This window comes from Legionella bozemanae (assembly GCF_001648595.1).
Classification (GTDB): domain Bacteria; phylum Pseudomonadota; class Gammaproteobacteria; order Legionellales; family Legionellaceae; genus Legionella; species Legionella bozemanae.
Genome location: NZ_LBAW01000021.1, coordinates 24335 through 41793, shown reverse-complemented (window position 1 = coordinate 41793; position 17459 = coordinate 24335). Strand labels below are relative to the sequence as shown.

Sequence of the window (17459 nt, the reverse complement as noted above, 5' to 3'; positions counted from 1 at the left end):
ATAGATGAGCTGGCTGTTTAAAAAATGAATATACAAACTGAGTTTTCAAAAGAAGTGCTAAGGTTGATTAAATCAATACCTCGAGGTAGGGTTGTAACCTATGGGGATATTGCCAGACTGGCAGGGCATCCACGAGGAGCACGTGCCGTAGGATGGCTTCTTCATTCCTGTACAAAGAGTCATAACCTTCCCTGGCAGCGTGTGCTAAAATCCGGAGGAGTACTTTCTTTTCCTGCCGGCAGCCCGCACTATTTACATCAGAAAGAACTGTTAGAAAAAGAAGGTATTGTCATTACCAATGGCTGTGTTAATTTAAAAAAATACTCTTGGAACGGTGAATTATAGCAAGATAATTCTCAGATGTTTGCATTTTCCCAATTGCTCAATCGTCTAGATCCTGCCTGCAACCAGAATTAATTTCTGCTCAACAAATAAATCATCTGATCAATTTTTATAATATTCTATAATAAAGTAAATAAAGATCCATTAAGGTCAGTATTATGATTTTAAATATTACAGCAGCACAATTTCCGGATGTGACGCTTAGTGATATTGAATACAGTCGAAATATCTATCGAAGCATTGATTTTAATTTTGGTAAAGATGCAGATACGGCGATAAATAAAACCAGCTTAGAAAAGTTTGTGAATAAATTTAAAGAAGTGCATAGTACTCATGATAAACCTATTAAGGGTATTATTACATTAGGGACAATGAAACATCTGTCCTCACATACTATAAAATTGCTTCTTTCTTCAGAAGACTTTGTGCACATGCTTGATCCGCAAAGTTTCTTAAAATTAATAGTAACTTCCAACGAAATTGCAGATTTTGTGCTAAACAATCCGAAACTAAAAGCAAAACTTGATGATATTGAACCCTTGATAGATAAGCAAAAATTTAAAAACTCCTGTACTGCAAGAGCAATAATGAGAATACTTCTTGAAAGAGGGTATATTGATCAAAGCGATTATACTTCAAGCAAAGAACTAGAAATATATAGAGAAATTTGGCTGGAACCTGGAAAAGTTGCTTCGCCAGAAAAAATCGTATCCTACTTCCACAAACATCAACTCAATGTAGTCGGCATCGAAATTAAAGAATTATCTAAATCCGCGCTGCATAAGTACTCTAGGGACCCAGTGATTACCTCACTTTATTCACTGTTTAAGAAAGATGTACCCACGAGAAAAAAATTAACACTGACTGAATTAAGCGAAGCTGATTTTCCTGAAGGAACAACCACGCTTATTATTATAAATGTTGGCGTGCTTCATACGTTGCTGGGAAAGAAATGTGATGGACAGTTTGAAGTGACCGACCCTCACTTTGGTGACACAAAAGTATATAATGGCTTTAGGGATTTTCTTGAAAAAGAAAGAAAAAATATGGGCGTTTTTTTTGAGATTTTACCGGGAAATGAAGAATCTTTTAGACCATAAAAACATCTTACATAAACCATCGAGTATTTTCTTTAAGCTTGTTTTAACCATAGGCGTTATTCACACTTTGTGAAACTACCGTATCAAATAGAGAATCTAAAGTATTTAGCTCACTTTTTAAGGCCCCTTGCAATTCACTCTTAAGGAACTCTTTGTGTTGTGTATAAAGTTGTCGAAGTTCCTTCATAAGGGATAAATCTTCCTGACTTTCTTTCATCAAGTTTATTGCATCTACCCCTCCTTTCATCATGTTAAATAGGATTTTTTTCTTCGTTTCAATGGGTAACGTTGGATTTTTTAAAATTTCATTCGCAAATGGAACTCCCTCTGGAAGTCGATTTGTTTTACGATAAATTACCATCATGCTGGCACATAAATTTCCTTCCCACTCTATGCTGGAAGGATAATTCGATAAACGATGCGTGAGTATGGCATCTTGATAGGTATTAAGAGCCAGATCGGATTTCCCTTGTTCAACAAGTTCATCTCCTTGCTCTCTTAATAAATTACAGTTTCCTAGAATGGATATTATTTCTAAGCGCTCTGCATTTAAATCGTGTTCCAAGTGTTGTTCAATAAACTCTTGATACTGACAATAGAACTTAGCCACCATTCGTACAGACTGTTTTGCTGCTATTTGGCTCTCCTCTTTATTGGATAAAAGTTCTTCCATAGCCCCTTTAATTCCATTAAAAATAATTTCTTTCTGAATTTCTGTTCCAGGCGAGCACGTTTCTAATACCTCTCTAGCCTGTAATAAAGCTTTATCGCCCAAGTGCAGTTTTCGATAACATGAAATCATCTTTGCGTGCAGAGACACCTCTATCGTCTCATCTCTGGGTACTTGCGTACGAGATAAGTTTAAAGCTTCTTGATAAGCCTCCAATGCCAAAGAAAAATTATCTTCTTGGTATAGTTTTTCCCCGATATTTTGGATCATGGAGAGTAGTAGCTTTAATTTCTGATTTGCGTCCTCTCGCTCCTTAGAAACACTGGGTAACTTTTGAAGAGCCAGCATTAAACGCTCTTTCGCTTCAATTAAATCTAATAATTTAGGTGCAACCGAAATTTTTTCCCGAACTATTTTTAATGCATTATGATAAGCTATCCGGCCTTCAATTTCTTTTACGCGTTCAGCGAAAAGCAGTTTTTCCTCTGGTAACTTTGTCCTATCTATAGCTACTTCATAATAAGCCTTGGCTTTTTGCAGCCAAACAATAAAATATTCTTTTCTTTCTTTATAATGCGCAATCAGCGCCTCACGATGTTTTTCTAAATCGAGCTGAACATCATGCTCATAATCTTGTTGCTGAAAATAAATTATTTTACCGCCCGAAATTTTCATTCCCTTAATCATCTGATCAATACGATCAAAAGAATCGATGATCCCGTGTGCTAAAAAATAGTTAGGGTCAATTTGAGTATCACCTTGAGTAATTACCGTGGGTAATCCTTGCTCTTGATGAGAAAATGGACTCAGTTCTATTGGATTTACGGAAAATGTGGTAAGTCTCGGTTTACTTTTATATTTTTTTGAATCAGTCAATAATTGAAAGCTTATTCCATCATCCCCTGTTCTGGTTTCCAAGACTGCTTGCAACCATGCTTCTTTCTGTTCGGAAGGAAGATCATCAGGCGTCTCTACATAAAAACAAGCCTTATCCTTCCCAAAAGGCATGTTATAACATCGCGGCAAGGCGAATTCATGCCAACCAAATTGACGGAGACGTTCCATACCTCGAGCAAACTCTAAGGGCGATATACCACTAATATCCATAGGGGTTGGTTGTATATTGTTACTCACTTTTAAAGATCGTTGATCTATTTTCACATAAGCAAGCAGGTGGTTTTGAACTGTAACATCTTCTGTCACCAAAGAAGTTTTAAAAGGTTTAATGGGAGCCTGGCTAAACTCATTCACTGCATTTACAACGAGACGCTTACTTCCTGTGCAATCCATCACATAATCACACGGGATTTTCTCTTCTTTACCCTCTTTATCAACAACAATGACTCCTTTTGAATCCGGGTTAAAGCCCACAAATGTTTTTTGTTCGACAGGAATACCCAAAGATAAAGCATGTTTCCATAAAAGGCGTTCTACATCCTTAATATGCGCTGTTTTATCAGTGGGAAAATTAAATTTGACGCCCACACCACGTTCGGCACGCTCTAGCACTGTGGAATTTATATGACCAGGTCTAACATATTCTCCTGCTCGTGGATCATAAACTATAACGTCTTCGACCCCGGCTTTTTTAAGTTGAATTGCTGTATAAAGACCACTTGGACCTGCACCAATAATAATAACCATGTTTTATCACTCATATTTCAATGAGTATATTGTATATTATTTATATTAATAGATTATTAATTAATCTTATTATGAACAATAAAGCGAGTCTCGTAGCGCTGTAACCAAGATTGATTAAGAAGCAGACAATCAATATCTAATCTATTATTATCGATAGACAGTCTATATTTTTAGAGGCTCCAATGCCTACTCTATCTTTACAGATTGGAGCGGATGAAAAACCCTAAGTCAAATCGACACATGAACTTCAGCAGCAGGAAATACAGCAAAAGATGAAAAGTGCTGTCAAGGATATGAAGGGAAACCAGTGAAAATAAGCTGAAAGAAGAAAGAGGCTGCGGTATTCTTCAATAATTCCTTTTATGGAATAATCGCAGCCAGCCAGGAGGTTGGGTCATTTTGATCCAACAGTCTGTAGGCAGAATATAGAGCCAGTTTAGCCTCAAAATATTTACTAGACGGCGTCCCTTCCACCTAGTTAATCCTTATTTATTTCCGTAATCTCTTCTTTTTCCGCATGCTTTCTAAAGCCTAAAATGCTAAGTAAGCGATGCCAATAAATTCTTAGTATCACCGCCCCTGCGGTAATAGCACCTATAATGCCCTGTAAAATCACACTTCCAGTCCCCGGATCCAAATAAGCGTATGCAGGCGAACTATTTAACAACAAAAATGTTAGTGCAGATGTAGTCAATACACTTAATATTGAAGTATTTCTCATATTATATCCTCCTTAATTCGGCTTGATCTCTTTGTTTTTTGTCATCAAATAAAGTATTCGTTCAGATCCTGGTACTTCATTAATACAGCTTATTGAAAAATAAGTGCTAAAGGCCTTTTCAAAATATTCTCTTGTATAGTTTTCAAAAATATCTTTTCTAGATTGCAACAAACGTTTAACCTGGCTATCTGATTTGGGTACGAACTCAATAACTAAATGCTCACCTATTTCTGCAAAAAAAGCAGCGATACGCTCCAAGGGAATATTGTTTGATATTGTCAGATGATGAATCAATGCAAGCGCCATAATGCAATCCGCAGGCCCACGATCAATTAAAGAATCTCGTTCCTTGTTAGACCAACCCAAATTTGGGGTTGGATTCGTTAACTCGAGTAAGAGAGGCAGCGGTGAATGATGGCCTTGCTCTTTGATCCTGCGATAATTTATTTCTACTGCTGCTGGATCAACATCAAAAGCAAGCGTTGTTGTTGCTCCCATTTCATTAGCCAAACGGCTGAAATGTCCTGTATTTGCGCCAAGATCCCACACTACTTTCGGCTTGGACAATTGCAAATACTGCTTCACGATTCTATTCTTTTCTGCAAATGATGAATCGGAATAATTTGTTGCCTGATAATAATCTGCCCATTCCGTTCCCACAGGTTTCCAGTCAAGTTTTTGGATCGTGTGCCGCAAAGAGTGCAAGAGCCCAATAAATCCCTTCTTACTGAGTTGAGCTGTTCGTTGATTACCTGAACGTCGCTTCGCTTTATTAGTGTGCGAATAAAACTGCTGCATTCTCGCATGCAGATGAAGATGCATTAACAATCCAGGATTCGTCCAGGAGCGTTTTGAGAGTAAAGAGCTTGCCAGATCAAGAGGAATACCATCAATATAAACTCGTAAGAGCTGCCCCAGCCTTATATCTTTTTTTGCCATTAAAACTAGAGGTGCCAGGAAGTGTTGGCAAAATTGTCTGTAAGCCGCCCAAGGTTGCCCTTCCTCATAGAGTTCAAAAGAAAGTGTGTCAATGAATACAGCGCGCCCCTGTTCAAACTGCAGATTGTATGCGGAGGCATCCTTGATGGTCATACCATACTCGAGTGAGAGCTCTTGTAAATCAAGCGTGAGCAGTGCAGCATCCTTAAGTTGACTAAACGACCATTCATAGGGATAAGAAATAAACTGAAGCGGCGTAGGACGTAAAATCTTGTAAGCGTCCTCGGAAAATGGAGCTGGCTCCATTTCTGTATGAGGAACAAGCCAATTTTTATCGGTTAACTTCTTATATAATCCCGAGCGCATCAAATGATCATAATGAGGACGGTAAATTAAATTTACCTGTCTATGAATGTTTCCCTGATGGGTAAAAATAAATCCTGAGGGATCCCGAAAAGAGGCTTGGTGGGGTATGTAACTGTAATCTTCTGTTCGGTGTTTCATATACTAAACTCTTTTTATTTCATCAATAACTATCTCTTTAGCGAAAATTCCCAGTTTACGATGGTCCAGAGATTCACTTATTTCGCTAGGAGCAGTGGGCTCGGAGATAACAAACGTTATATCCAATAATCCATTGCTTATTATTTTTGCAGGAATAGTCGCTTCGAACCAATCCAGCTCGAGCATTCTCCAGGAAGCAACTTGATGCCCATTGACTACTACTTTGATTTGTTGTGGCTTTCTATCTTTGGTCGGGAACGCTTTAGCATACAATCGCAATGATAAGGATTTCGATTTTGCTTGTTTTACATAAAGACCTAGCCGGCTTTTAGATCCATTGGTCCATCGATGCTCTTTCTCTTGCCCAGACCAGCCTTGCTTTAAAAATTTCGCTACATTGCCTTCCTGGGCGAAACTCAGAGGCATACCAAGTTTATACTCAGCAAATTTAATTACTTGCTTTACGGAGCCCGCAGCATACTCTCGATTAAGATTTTCCCACGATTGTACATTTCTTACATCACCATGGATAACATACTCTGACATTGGTGGAAGATACGCTTTTTTCCAATATGGATTGCTCCATTTATAGAATAAAAAAGTACGTCTTTTCTTTTCATCTAATTTTGATAAACGATCGACCCCACATGCAAACTTATCATCATTCGCAGAAAGGATGCATACGATATCAGCTAAGTGAAGCGGTTTATTGGAGTAGGTAAGTGGAGTGATCGACGTGCTTGGTTTATATAAAAAAAGTGGACGCGCAGTACCAAGTGCATACGTATTTATATTGTCATCTAATGCATCGGCAGAACCTTGAACATCCGCTGGCCAAAATCCCCTACCGTGATCGCCGATAACCACAATCTCAGCAGAATCATAAATACCTAATTTGTGAAGCAGCTCAAGATTACTGCGCAAAAATCGCAAAACGCCTCGCGCATGACGCACATAAGAGTCCTTTGTCGCAGGCATATCTTTTTCATATTTAAACAATTCATTAACCTGAGAAGGGGAATGAGTACCTGCATAATGATACAATTTGAACTCACCCTGTTTATTAGAATTAATTTTAGCGTTCTTTTTGAGGGCGTTCAAAAAGCGCAAATCATCACCATTCCTACCTGGGGGTAATGTATCATCAGTGGTTAGTTTCAAGAAAAGCCAGTGGTCTTTATCATAAAGTTCAGGTTTTAGTTTGGTTGGTGCAACTCGAAATAGCCCCCCATTTAGCAATAACAATTGTTGCTTACTAATCCCCGCCCAAGTTTCATCCCCAACAGACGCCATGAATGCTTTTTTAGCTTTAATACCCTCAAAATATTTATACGGGATGATTGAAATAATACTGGCTCCGTATCCTTTCTCAATATGGTAATCAGCTATATTTAAGGTTGTATAGTTTGCCTTCAGCCAATCCTTTAGTGGAATTTCATTTTTGTAAAATTTACCTGTCAGAATTAATGGTAAAGAAGCAATAGTGCTTGGATAACCACCAAGCGTGTTTGGATAAAAAGTGAACCCACGCAAAAAGGCCACTTCCTCAGGCCAATTCTGTGCTATCTCATTAAAAATATCAGATTGAAAACTATCCAGGATTATCAGGATCTTATTATTCTTCTCGTGGAAGGAAAAAAGACTCTTTGCAGCTTGGACACTTTTCTTAGGATGGTAGTCCGAACTCACCCAGGCAGTAATTAGTGACAGAACACCTAACAGCAAGCTGCCCTGTGCCAAAATAAGTAACTTATTTCTTGCTCGAAAAGCCAGAGTGATAGCAACACTAACAAGAAACAACCAGGCTAGCAACTCTAAATTGGCATGAGTGCTCCATTTACTCCAGTTGACTCCATTTCCATCTAACGGACCAAAGTCCCACGCAAAAAGTTGGCTTTGCACCCAGGAAGATAACGCAAGTCCCACCAACAGCCCTGAAATAATTGCATAAAGCATCGGCCACCGGGAAATTGCCAGTAATAGCCCAAGTAAAATTGCTGTAGCACCAATACAAAGAAATACAAGCAGCGGTAACGTATCCGCCAGATTAGTTGTAAATTCAAAATGGTTTCCCAAATAAAAAACAAGAGGAGCTACCAGGAAAATAATAAGGGGCAAACTTAGCGCAAAAATTACTGATCGTTTAAAATCCATTTATGTTTATTGTCCATCTTCACTATAATATACTGGTACGTATGGAAAAATTATCCATTCATACCCCACTTCAATTTTATCCTTCTAATTAAATTACACTAGTACTATAACAGAAAAACTAATATTGGAAAATCTCCTAAATCTTGATCACAACAAGATAATGAAAATGAGTCATTCTCATTGTGAAAAATGGTTTCAATAAATTAATTTGCGTTAATTCAGAAATTGCCAGCCCAAAAGATTAAAAATCGCCCCCAAAGGGGCATTATGAGTTTCTTAAATTATATCCTTCCGTTCCAAGGTTTCATTGTACTCGCGCATACTAATCAAACCGGCTTCATATTTTTCCCGAGCCTCATAAACACTTATATAGCAGTTATTGGGTTTATCTTCCGTAACACCAACAATAGCATCAAGAAATTCAACCAACCATTGAACTATCTTTCTCATTTGGACCTTCCCTGTGATAAATTACATCCGTTCAACCATTATAGCCCTATTTCAATCTCTTTTGCCAATAGCAAATAGGTTAGACATTTTGACCCAACAATCTTTGATGCGATTTAGCCTGGTCCCCTAAAAAAATGAAGGGTATAGCTGAGCCCGTTTATAAAAATATACGCACCCTGTTTGAGAATGCTCTTGAACTTTTATATTCAATACAAAAATCAAATAACCCCAATATCTTAAATTTATAATGAAAATCTCTAACTTTTTTTGCAAGCATTTATGCCAGGATTTGATAAGACACTCTATTGTTTTGGTGGGTAGATAATAAGCTCGACTTTATCTTTGTTGATATATGGTTCATATGATTTTAGTGCCTCAAATAATTTTTTAGCGTGCATACTATCCGCTGAATAGAGCGTAACGGTATTGTTTGGGGTAACTACACAGTAAAATTTTACCTTGATTTTCCCAACCTTAATCCAAGAATTTGGTTTATGTTTAATCCAATTATCAAATATAAAAACGTATTTCACATTTTTTTTGTTCATCAAACCGCTTATCCAATATGAGCTTGTACTATTGAGATTTGCAATACGACTTTTCAACGAATCATTTGAACCCAAACCATAAAGGTCAAGCACATATTTTCCATGACTTCGAAAAGAGACTAACCCTAAATCATTAACAGCAATTGATTCATTTAACAAATTGAAAATATTAGCCATTTGTGCTTGTTGATAGAAAATATTTGCAGATGCAAAAGGTATTAAAAAATTAGTAAGGGAGAGAGTATAAAAAAATAATGGTAATGCCACTACTGCCGGAAAGAGTGGTAAATCAAAGTCAATTACTAAGCGTAGTGCTAAAATAACAATAAATAAAACATAATAAACCTCATATCTTCCAAACCAGCCATAGTGACCAAATAAAAAATGTAGTGTTGTAGCAGCAAAAACAACTAAAGCAAGTTGCGGATTCTTTTTCCATAAAATTACCATTATTATTGCGATTGGTAGCAATAAATAAGCATACTGCCTTAGATTTTCTCTTAAGTTAATAACAATTGGAGTATATTTAGCAGTAATTGAACTGGGTAAAAACCCCAATCCTTTGTAATATAAAAATGTACTAAAAAAACCTAGAATAAACAAAATCGATATAATCCCAATAGAGGCCTTTAATCGATAACCTTTTAAGAAAAGATAAAATAATATAGGGATTGATAACGCTAAGCCTTCATAGCGTACCATAGGCAATAAAATCAAAGCTGCGACTTGATAATATGGGGGATCTCTGGCTTGAATACACCACTTTTCCTTATATAAAGGGTAAGCACATAATACTACTAATAAAATTTGTAAACTATGTTCCATCCCTGTAAAAACAAGTCCATAGCTGTTAATGGAAATCAAAATTATAAAAATTAATAAAATCCGGTAATTAATAGGCACATCTTTAAAAATCAGTAATAATAAATGAACCAAGCCAACCAAACATAATAAATTTATAAGTAACGGAAAAAACTCAAAATAACGGCCAAAGATAGAAAACGGTGATAATAGAAATGGCCACAGGATACTTGACGAAGGAGCAGATGCTTCGCCTGTATTAATACCATAAAATCCATTCCAAATATTTTTAGCCAAAGTTAAATGAATATAAGGATCATCTAAAGTGTATGTAAAATGATAATCAGTAAAATGCATTACTAATATAAATATTAAAGCAAAAGGAATTAACACTAATAAAATGTGACAACTAAGTTCTTGTCTTAAGCTCCAAATTTGTGTTTTTTTAGGACCCAGAAAATTATTATCCATTAAAAAACCCATTAGCAGTTTATGAAATTTTATTAAATAATAACCACTGCGTTATCCACGAGTTGGGTACTATTTTTTTACCCATTCTCCTTTAGAGTTTTTTTCATATTCTTTTTTGACTGCACTCCAAGCAACTGCATGGGCAGTCTCTTCCCTGTCACGATCTCCCTGCCTTTTCTCGGGTTTATCATATTGATCCCAAGCATTATTATATGCCTCCTTATAAATTTCTTGAGCGTGATTAGGCAAGTTATCCTTAACGCTATCAGGTAGTTCATTGATTTTTTTATATGGCATCAGAGTCTCCTTACTTTCAATATAATTTTTTATAACATGTGATTAGAAACTATCAGTTGAATTAATAAGCTATAGTTCAATATTGTTAAAATGACAAAAATTATTCGTTTCTATTAATTCATTGCCCATCGTTTCGCTTCTTTATCTCTTGCCCTATTTGAAACAACAATCATCTAATAGTCTAAAATTAGTGAAAGATAGATTTTCCTACTAAAATCAATGAAAGTAATATAGGAGAAATAACATGAAAAAAATGGAATGTTCCAAAATAAGCTGTCTCTGGGCACTACGCTTTGAAATACTAGGTGTTATCTTATTGGTTATCGCAACCTGTTTAACTATCTTTACTGGCGATAGTCTTGGAATAGCCGCTTTATTTGCTGCAGGCGTTATCTTGTGTCTCTTTAATAAATTTTGCTCTCACATGTGCTCATCAAAACAATCCTCTTGCCCTGTTTGTGATTCGCCTCATTCTGAAGAATCAGTCCAAATACAAGAAAAGAAAGAGAGCGAAATAGAACAAACTATTTATAGTGAAGGTGGAAATCAAACCAAGAAAAGAAAATAACCTCCAAGTTGTTGCAGAGTAAAAAATTAGAGGAAATTTTCTGTGTTTATCTGACTGGTATGCAAGAAAGTGAACAAATAAGAAGCAAGTGTCACTTTCTTTGCTATTTTATGGCTGTTTTTATTGATATTATTTTTTGCTTCCTTTTTTGATACATTCGCTGATCAACTACGAATAATTTCATTGATTATTTTACTGCCTTTTGAAATGCAGACTATTTTTCAGCTCAACCTACCTGTGCTTGCTATATACTTCCCTTTGTAGATGTGATAGTTCATCAGAGATTAAGCTTGTATTTATTTAAAAAATTATGTATAAGCATTTGTTTTTAATCGTAAATACCGAGAAATATTATGCATAATATGCCAAAAACAATAAAAAATAATTGTCCTGGAGATAATAAAGCTTATGTTGAATTTAATAGTGAATTAAAACTTTTTCGCGCAGTGGTGGAGAATGTCGAATTCTTCGAAGCCCCAAACAAATTGAATCATGTTAAAGTAAATTTTAATCGAGATAAGGAAATAGTGGAGTTAAGTTTAACAGTTTCAGAAAACCAAGCGGAATCAAAAAATCAATTGGATGAATTTCAAAATTTGGTTTCCAAATTAAACTCTACAAGTTTTATGAACAAATTTTACCTTTCTCGTACTGATTTTTTTCAAAGACAATGCAAACATTTTGTTAGTTTGATTTCCAATCTATCTAGCGAGAAAAAAAGCTCTATAACTAGCTCACATGAGAGTAATAGTCATAATGGAAATTTTGCATTCTAATTTGAAAAAAATTTCCTCTTTTCACTCTGTTAATTTTGCTCCTATTTGCTTTAAGACCGTTAAATAGGAGTTTTTAAGCCTTCTTCCTTAAAGAGAGAGTATTGTGAATTTGAGTTTACATACCTCAAAGAAAATGCGCGGGTCATCTTGACCCAACAATCTGTAGCGTGATTTAAATTAGCGTTGGGTCTAAAATCCCACCCTACCTTACTGAAGTTACCTGCTTGCGATGCATCACATCCAATCTTTTATTTCTCCTCAGGAATTGTCGGCCAAGCCACATAACCGTCAAGCGAAGCAGAAAACGGATGCTGTCAGTCCTGCGTAGGCAGGAATCAATCCATGATGGAGCACATTGCCAATATAAAAATATCACCTACACGGGGATGATAAAGTTACTTGCAAATTGAGTAACGTATATGGGGTCTGGTCTTTTTTTTTGCGCATCTCTGGAGCCGGTCTTGCTTTTTGCATACTGCCTAGAAATAGACAAAAAACAAGACCTGATCCCAAGCATTCATGCTTATGTCAAAAAATTGACGCATCTAAAATAAACTCAACTAAACACTGTTCCTCACTTAATAATTGTACTGCGCTATAGTATTCATAAAGCCATAAATTTCTACATCTAAAGGGCATAATTGCACCCCACAATAGATTAGGAAGAAATTTCTATTTAATACTAAAATATAAAAGAAGTTCTTTGGAGCAACTTACTATAATACTGAAGTTGCTATGAGGAGTTTATATTATACAGGATGTTAAAAATGAATCTTAGCCACTGGTTTCAGCTAGATGATATTCCAATTAATGCTATCTATGGGCATTATTCTCCAGGATTAGTATTCATCTCTTACATCGTTGCTGTTTTAGCTTCCTACGTGGCATTAGATTTGGTCGGTAGCTTGCGTACTGAACATCGAAAGAGAGCGAAATATTACTGGTTAGTTGGTGGTGCTTTCGCAATGGGGGCAGGCATCTGGTCTATGCATTTTATCGGCATGTTAGCTTATATTATGCCGATGTCCATGAAATTTGAATTGATATGGACAGTAGCTTCCTTGTTAGCCGCTGTACTCGCTTCAGCTTTAGCATTGTTTATTTTGCAAAAAGAGAACTATTCATTAGCTCACTTAATTATTGGTGGGGTAATAATTGGCCTTGCAATAGCAACCATGCATTATATGGGCATGGAAGGGATGAAAATTCATGTCGATATTCATTATTTACCTGGTTTATTTATTCTTTCAATTATTATAGCGATTACTGCTGCTGAAGCAGCTCTTTGGTTAGCACTACGTGCTAATCAAGGTACAAGTCGACAACAATTTTACATCAAGCTCGTTAGTGCATTAATTATGGGTGTTGCTATTTGTGGTATGCATTATACTGGCATGGAGGCTGCTATCTTTACACCACTTACTGCCCATTCAATGCCTCTATCAGGTTTAGAGATAATTAGTACTCGTTATATGCCTTTCTTTATTGCAGGCATCACCATTTTAATTTTGATTTTGGCACTCATAACAAGTACTTATAAGAAAATGATTAACAATGAAAAAGCTTTTTTAAAAGCCATGTTAAATAACTTAGAGGATGGCATTATAGCCTGTAACGCGGTCGGTAAAATAACGGTAGTCAATGAGGTCCTTTATCGGAAAATATCTGCAAATGTAGTGGGAAAATGCATTCAAGATCTGCCTAAATATTTTAATATTTATTCATCCAATGATGAACTGATTACACATGAAAAAACACCACTTGCAAAGGTGCTGAAAGGTGAAAAAATTCAAGGGATACCTTTCCTGATAAAATTTAAAAACGATTTAGTCAATGATGTAATCATTGATGGACAAAAAATTTTTAATGCAGCTGGAAAAGTAATTGGGGCTCTGACAGTTATTCACGACGTAACTGAACTTAAAAGAACAGAAAAATTAAAAAAAGAATTTGTTTCGATTGTTAGCCATGAATTACGCACTCCTCTTACCTCCATACGTGGATCCCTTGGATTACTCATAAGTGGTACTCTGGGCAGCTTCCCTGAGAAAGTTACAAAATTACTCGAAATAGCAAATAATAACTGTGAACGACTACTTTTATTAATCAATGATATTCTTGATATCGAAAAAATTGAAGCAGGAAAAATGGAATTTCGATTAGTCGAAAAGGATCTCCAACATTTAGTAAATGAAGCTATTGAAAGCAACAAAATGTATGCTGAGAAATATGGTGTTAAAATAAAATTTACCGAATTGGCTGACTCATTTAAAGTAAAAGTAGATCCTGATCGCCTGATTCAAGTATTAAACAATTTAATTTCGAATGCGTGTAAATTTTCAAACAAGGGGAATGATGTTGTCATTTCAATTGAGAAATTAGATAAAATGGTTCGAGTTTCAGTCTGCAATTATGGCTCAGAAATTCCTTTAGAATTTAGACCACGTATTTTTCAAAAATTCTCTCAAGCAGATTCTTCAGACACTCGCGGAAAAAGTGGTACAGGATTAGGCCTTAATATTAGTAGAGCCATTATAGAAAAACTCGAAGGACGGATCAATTTTACAAGTTCCCCAGAAAATACGACGTTTTATTTTGACCTTCCTCTTATTGAAAATGCACCAAGGACGGTATTCCTTAACAAAAAGAGCGTTACTCCTCAAGCTAATCAGAAATTGCTTATTTGCGAAGATGATGAAGATCAAGCCAATTATTTACAAGCACTATTAGAGTCCGCAAACTATGAAACTGATATAGCGCAAACCGTTAAAGAAGCAAAACAACTATTGGAGTCGAATCAATATCAAGCCATATTAATGGATTTAGTTTTACCCGATCAAGATGGAGTGTCCTTTATTCGTGAGCTTCGTACGGATCAAAATACTAAAGATATTCCAATTATTGTTCTCTCAGTGATAGCCCAGACAGGACGCAGCTTGTTAAACGGTGATGCAATCAGTGTAGTGGATTGGTTAGATAAGCCTGTCGATTCTAATACACTATTGGATTCAATTGGCAGAATTAAAAATTTAGGAAGGAATAAACCCAATATTCTTCATATTGAAGACAATGTAGAGCAGCAGCACATTATTTCAGTTTTGTTAAATAAACATGCAAATGTAACTACTGCAAGTAATTTGCATGAAGCAAAAGATATGTTACAGCATACAAGATACGACTTAGTTATTTTAGATCTATTATTACCTGATGGTAATGGCATAGAAATTTTGCCTTGGTTGGCAAAGTATCATTTCCCAGTATTAGTACTCTCAAATTTAGAGCTAAGTAAAGACTATGCTAAATATGTTAGCCAAGCATTAGTTAAATCTCAGTCTTCTAATGAGGTATTGTTAAAAACAATAACTAATCTCCTGTAAGGAATGTTTAGGAAAGATAAGGATGAGGTTATGGCAACTAAACTTAAGAAAATATTATATGCCGAAGATGAAGAGGATATTAGAGCAATTGCACAAATTGCATTAGAGGACATCGGTGGTTTTGCAGTAAAATATTGCGCCAATGGGCAAGATGCTCTATCTGCAGCACAAACGTTTCTACCTGACTTAATTCTTCTTGATGTCATGATGCCTTTTAAGGATGGGCCAACTACTCTTCAAGAGTTAAGGCAGTTAAAGGACTTTTCATCAATACCGGCTGTTTTTATGACCGCTAAAATCCAAGCACAAGAAATCGAAGAATATAAAAAAATGGGCGTTGTGGATGTCATTGCCAAGCCGTTTGATCCTATGGAACTTGCAAACGAGCTTAATAAAATATGGATCCAATGTCATGGAAAAAATACATAATCGATTACAGGAGCTTTTTTTAAACTATTCCAGAAATTTGCCCAATAAAATTGAGCAGATAAATCAAACTTGGCAAGAACTAATCACTCGCTTTAATAGCGAAAATTTTATTATTTTTCATCGTCAAGTACATAGCTTATGTGGGTCTGCAGGGACTTATGGCTATTCAGAATTAAGTAAAGCAGCACGAGAATTAGAAATTTATTTAAAAAAATTATTAGGTAAGACCCTGCTCTCTGAAGAGGAGCAACAAATCATATCTCAATTATTAATGAATATAAAAGACAAGTTAGAGCTTCCTCCGTCTAAAAATTTGTTTCAATTAACTTTAGAAACAAAAGAAATCGAAAATAAAGCCATATATATTTTAGAGCAAGACCCCTCATTAGCGCAGGAACTCGATGAAGGGCTTACGCAAGCAGGTTACTCTGCAGCAGTAGTATTGGATTTGAAAGAACTGCAAACCAAAGTGCAGCAAAATCAACCCATAGCGTTATTGGTTGATACCTATTTTTTAATGAGTATTCGTAATCAAAAATTGCTCGTCAACCTTATTAAGAAGCAAAATTATTTTATACAATTATTCTGTATCGTACCTAATTATGAATTATTGCCGCGTTTAATAGCTGTACGGGCGGGCTGTAAAGCTTTTTTTCAAAAACCAGTAGATATATTTTATTTAATTCAAATTATTAATCAAAAGTGTAGTTTTACAACGAATATTCCCTTTCGAATTTTAATAGTTGATGACTCTGAATCACTTGGAGAATATTATTCTTTAATTTTAAAACAAGCCGGCATGATTGCTCAAGCAATCACAAATCCTATGGATATCTTTAAGCATCTTGAAAAATTTCGCCCTGATTTAATTTTAATGGATATTTATATGCCTGAGTGTACAGGATTGGAACTTTCCTCAGTACTGCGTCAGGAAAACAAATACAATAAAATACCCATTATTTTTCTTTCGACAGAGCAAGATAAACGTAAGCAATTAACCGCGTTAAGTATCGGCGGCGATGATTTTCTTACCAAACCTATATCACCAGCACATCTAATATCTGCTGTAAGAATCCGTTCGCAAAGAGCGGGAGTTTTAAATTACTATATGTCGACTGATAGCTTAACAGGGCTACTAAACCATTCAAGTTTTTTAAAGCGCTTAGAACTCGAACTGGATTACGCAAAACAAAAAAACACACCATTATCTTTAGTTATGATAGATATCGATCACTTTAAAAAAGTCAACGATACCTATGGCCATCCTTTTGGTGATATGGTGATAAAAAAATTGGCGACGTTACTAACGCTTCGCCTTCGCAATAATGATATTGTTGGAAGATATGGTGGCGAAGAGTTTGCTATTGTATTACCAGGGACAAATGCACAGCAAAGTAAGAAAGTACTCAATGAACTAAGAGAACAATTTTCGCACGAGTTTTTTGCCAATACAGACGATTTTTCTGCTACGTTTAGCGCCGGAATTGCTCAAAAAAATGCAGACAGCGATATCAATAAATTAGTTAACCAAGCCGATCAAGCCCTTTATGAAGCAAAACATTTAGGTCGTAATCAAGTAGTAATAAATAAAGATATAGAATAAAGCAATACTTGCCCCCAAGGGCATTTGCACGGATGCACCCAAAATTGAGGAAGAAATCACTTAGA

At 35.8% G+C, this 17459-nt stretch carries 14 protein-coding genes; 7 read left to right on the top strand and 7 right to left on the bottom strand.

Annotated elements, in window-relative coordinates; all coding sequences use genetic code 11:
- Positions 1-24: 24 nt before the first annotated feature.
- Both A8O27_RS14185 and A8O27_RS14180 read left to right on the top strand, forming a co-directional pair.
- Complete coding sequence (locus tag A8O27_RS14185; protein ID WP_058461075.1) at positions 25-345, top strand: MGMT family protein; 321 nt, start codon at positions 25-27, stop codon at positions 343-345.
- Positions 346-500: 155 nt separating this feature from the next.
- The gene (locus tag A8O27_RS14180) at positions 501-1442 is read left to right on the top strand and encodes a hypothetical protein (protein ID WP_058461076.1); all 942 of its coding nucleotides are present in this window, start codon (positions 501-503) and stop codon (positions 1440-1442) included.
- 43 nt (positions 1443-1485) lie between these two features.
- Here the strand turns inward: A8O27_RS14180 and A8O27_RS14175 are convergent, their stop codons facing one another.
- From A8O27_RS14175 to A8O27_RS14150, 7 genes are all read right to left on the bottom strand, one after another.
- The gene (locus A8O27_RS14175; protein WP_058461077.1) at positions 1486-3756 is read right to left on the bottom strand and encodes an FAD-dependent oxidoreductase; all 2271 of its coding nucleotides are present in this window, start codon (positions 3754-3756) and stop codon (positions 1486-1488) included.
- A 478-nt stretch (positions 3757-4234) separates the two neighbouring features.
- Positions 4235-4477, bottom strand: a complete 243-nt coding sequence (locus tag A8O27_RS14170) for a hypothetical protein (protein WP_058461078.1) — start codon at positions 4475-4477, stop codon at positions 4235-4237.
- Between the two features lie 12 nt (positions 4478-4489).
- Positions 4490-5920 carry a class I SAM-dependent methyltransferase gene (locus tag A8O27_RS14165; RefSeq protein ID WP_058461079.1) on the bottom strand — a complete coding sequence of 477 codons (1431 nt, stop codon included), beginning with the start codon at positions 5918-5920 and terminating at the stop codon, positions 4490-4492.
- Between the two features lie 3 nt (positions 5921-5923).
- Positions 5924-8074 (bottom strand): sulfatase-like hydrolase/transferase, encoded by a 2151-nt coding sequence (locus A8O27_RS14160; protein ID WP_058461080.1) that lies wholly within the window; start codon positions 8072-8074, stop codon positions 5924-5926.
- A 276-nt stretch (positions 8075-8350) separates the two neighbouring features.
- The gene (locus A8O27_RS19060) at positions 8351-8524 is read right to left on the bottom strand and encodes a hypothetical protein (RefSeq protein ID WP_165483284.1); all 174 of its coding nucleotides are present in this window, start codon (positions 8522-8524) and stop codon (positions 8351-8353) included.
- Between the two features lie 302 nt (positions 8525-8826).
- On the bottom strand, positions 8827-10344 hold the full coding sequence (locus tag A8O27_RS14155; RefSeq protein WP_058461081.1) for a DUF8728 domain-containing protein: 1518 nt from the start codon (positions 10342-10344) through the stop codon (positions 8827-8829).
- Positions 10345-10413: 69 nt separating this feature from the next.
- A complete protein-coding gene (locus A8O27_RS14150) occupies positions 10414-10641 on the bottom strand; it encodes a ChaB family protein (protein WP_058461082.1) in 228 nt (75 codons plus the stop codon).
- A gap of 244 nt (positions 10642-10885) precedes the next feature.
- Between A8O27_RS14150 and A8O27_RS14145 the strand changes: the two genes are divergently transcribed.
- The 5 genes from A8O27_RS14145 (at position 10886) to A8O27_RS14125 (ending at position 17394) form a co-directional block, all read left to right on the top strand.
- Positions 10886-11209: a hypothetical protein gene (locus tag A8O27_RS14145; RefSeq protein ID WP_058461083.1), complete on the top strand. Its 324-nt coding sequence runs from the start codon at positions 10886-10888 to the stop codon at positions 11207-11209.
- Between the two features lie 362 nt (positions 11210-11571).
- On the top strand, positions 11572-11985 hold the full coding sequence (locus tag A8O27_RS14140; protein WP_131744476.1) for a hypothetical protein: 414 nt from the start codon (positions 11572-11574) through the stop codon (positions 11983-11985).
- 767 nt (positions 11986-12752) lie between these two features.
- Positions 12753-15362 (top strand): MHYT domain-containing protein, encoded by a 2610-nt coding sequence (locus A8O27_RS14135; RefSeq protein ID WP_058461085.1) that lies wholly within the window; start codon positions 12753-12755, stop codon positions 15360-15362.
- A 30-nt stretch (positions 15363-15392) separates the two neighbouring features.
- Positions 15393-15791: a response regulator gene (locus A8O27_RS14130; RefSeq protein WP_058461086.1), complete on the top strand. Its 399-nt coding sequence runs from the start codon at positions 15393-15395 to the stop codon at positions 15789-15791.
- Positions 15775-17394: a diguanylate cyclase gene (locus tag A8O27_RS14125; RefSeq protein ID WP_058461087.1), complete on the top strand. Its 1620-nt coding sequence runs from the start codon at positions 15775-15777 to the stop codon at positions 17392-17394. The genes A8O27_RS14130 and A8O27_RS14125 overlap by 17 nt, the downstream gene beginning before the upstream one ends.
- The last annotated feature ends 65 nt before the right edge of the window (positions 17395-17459 follow it).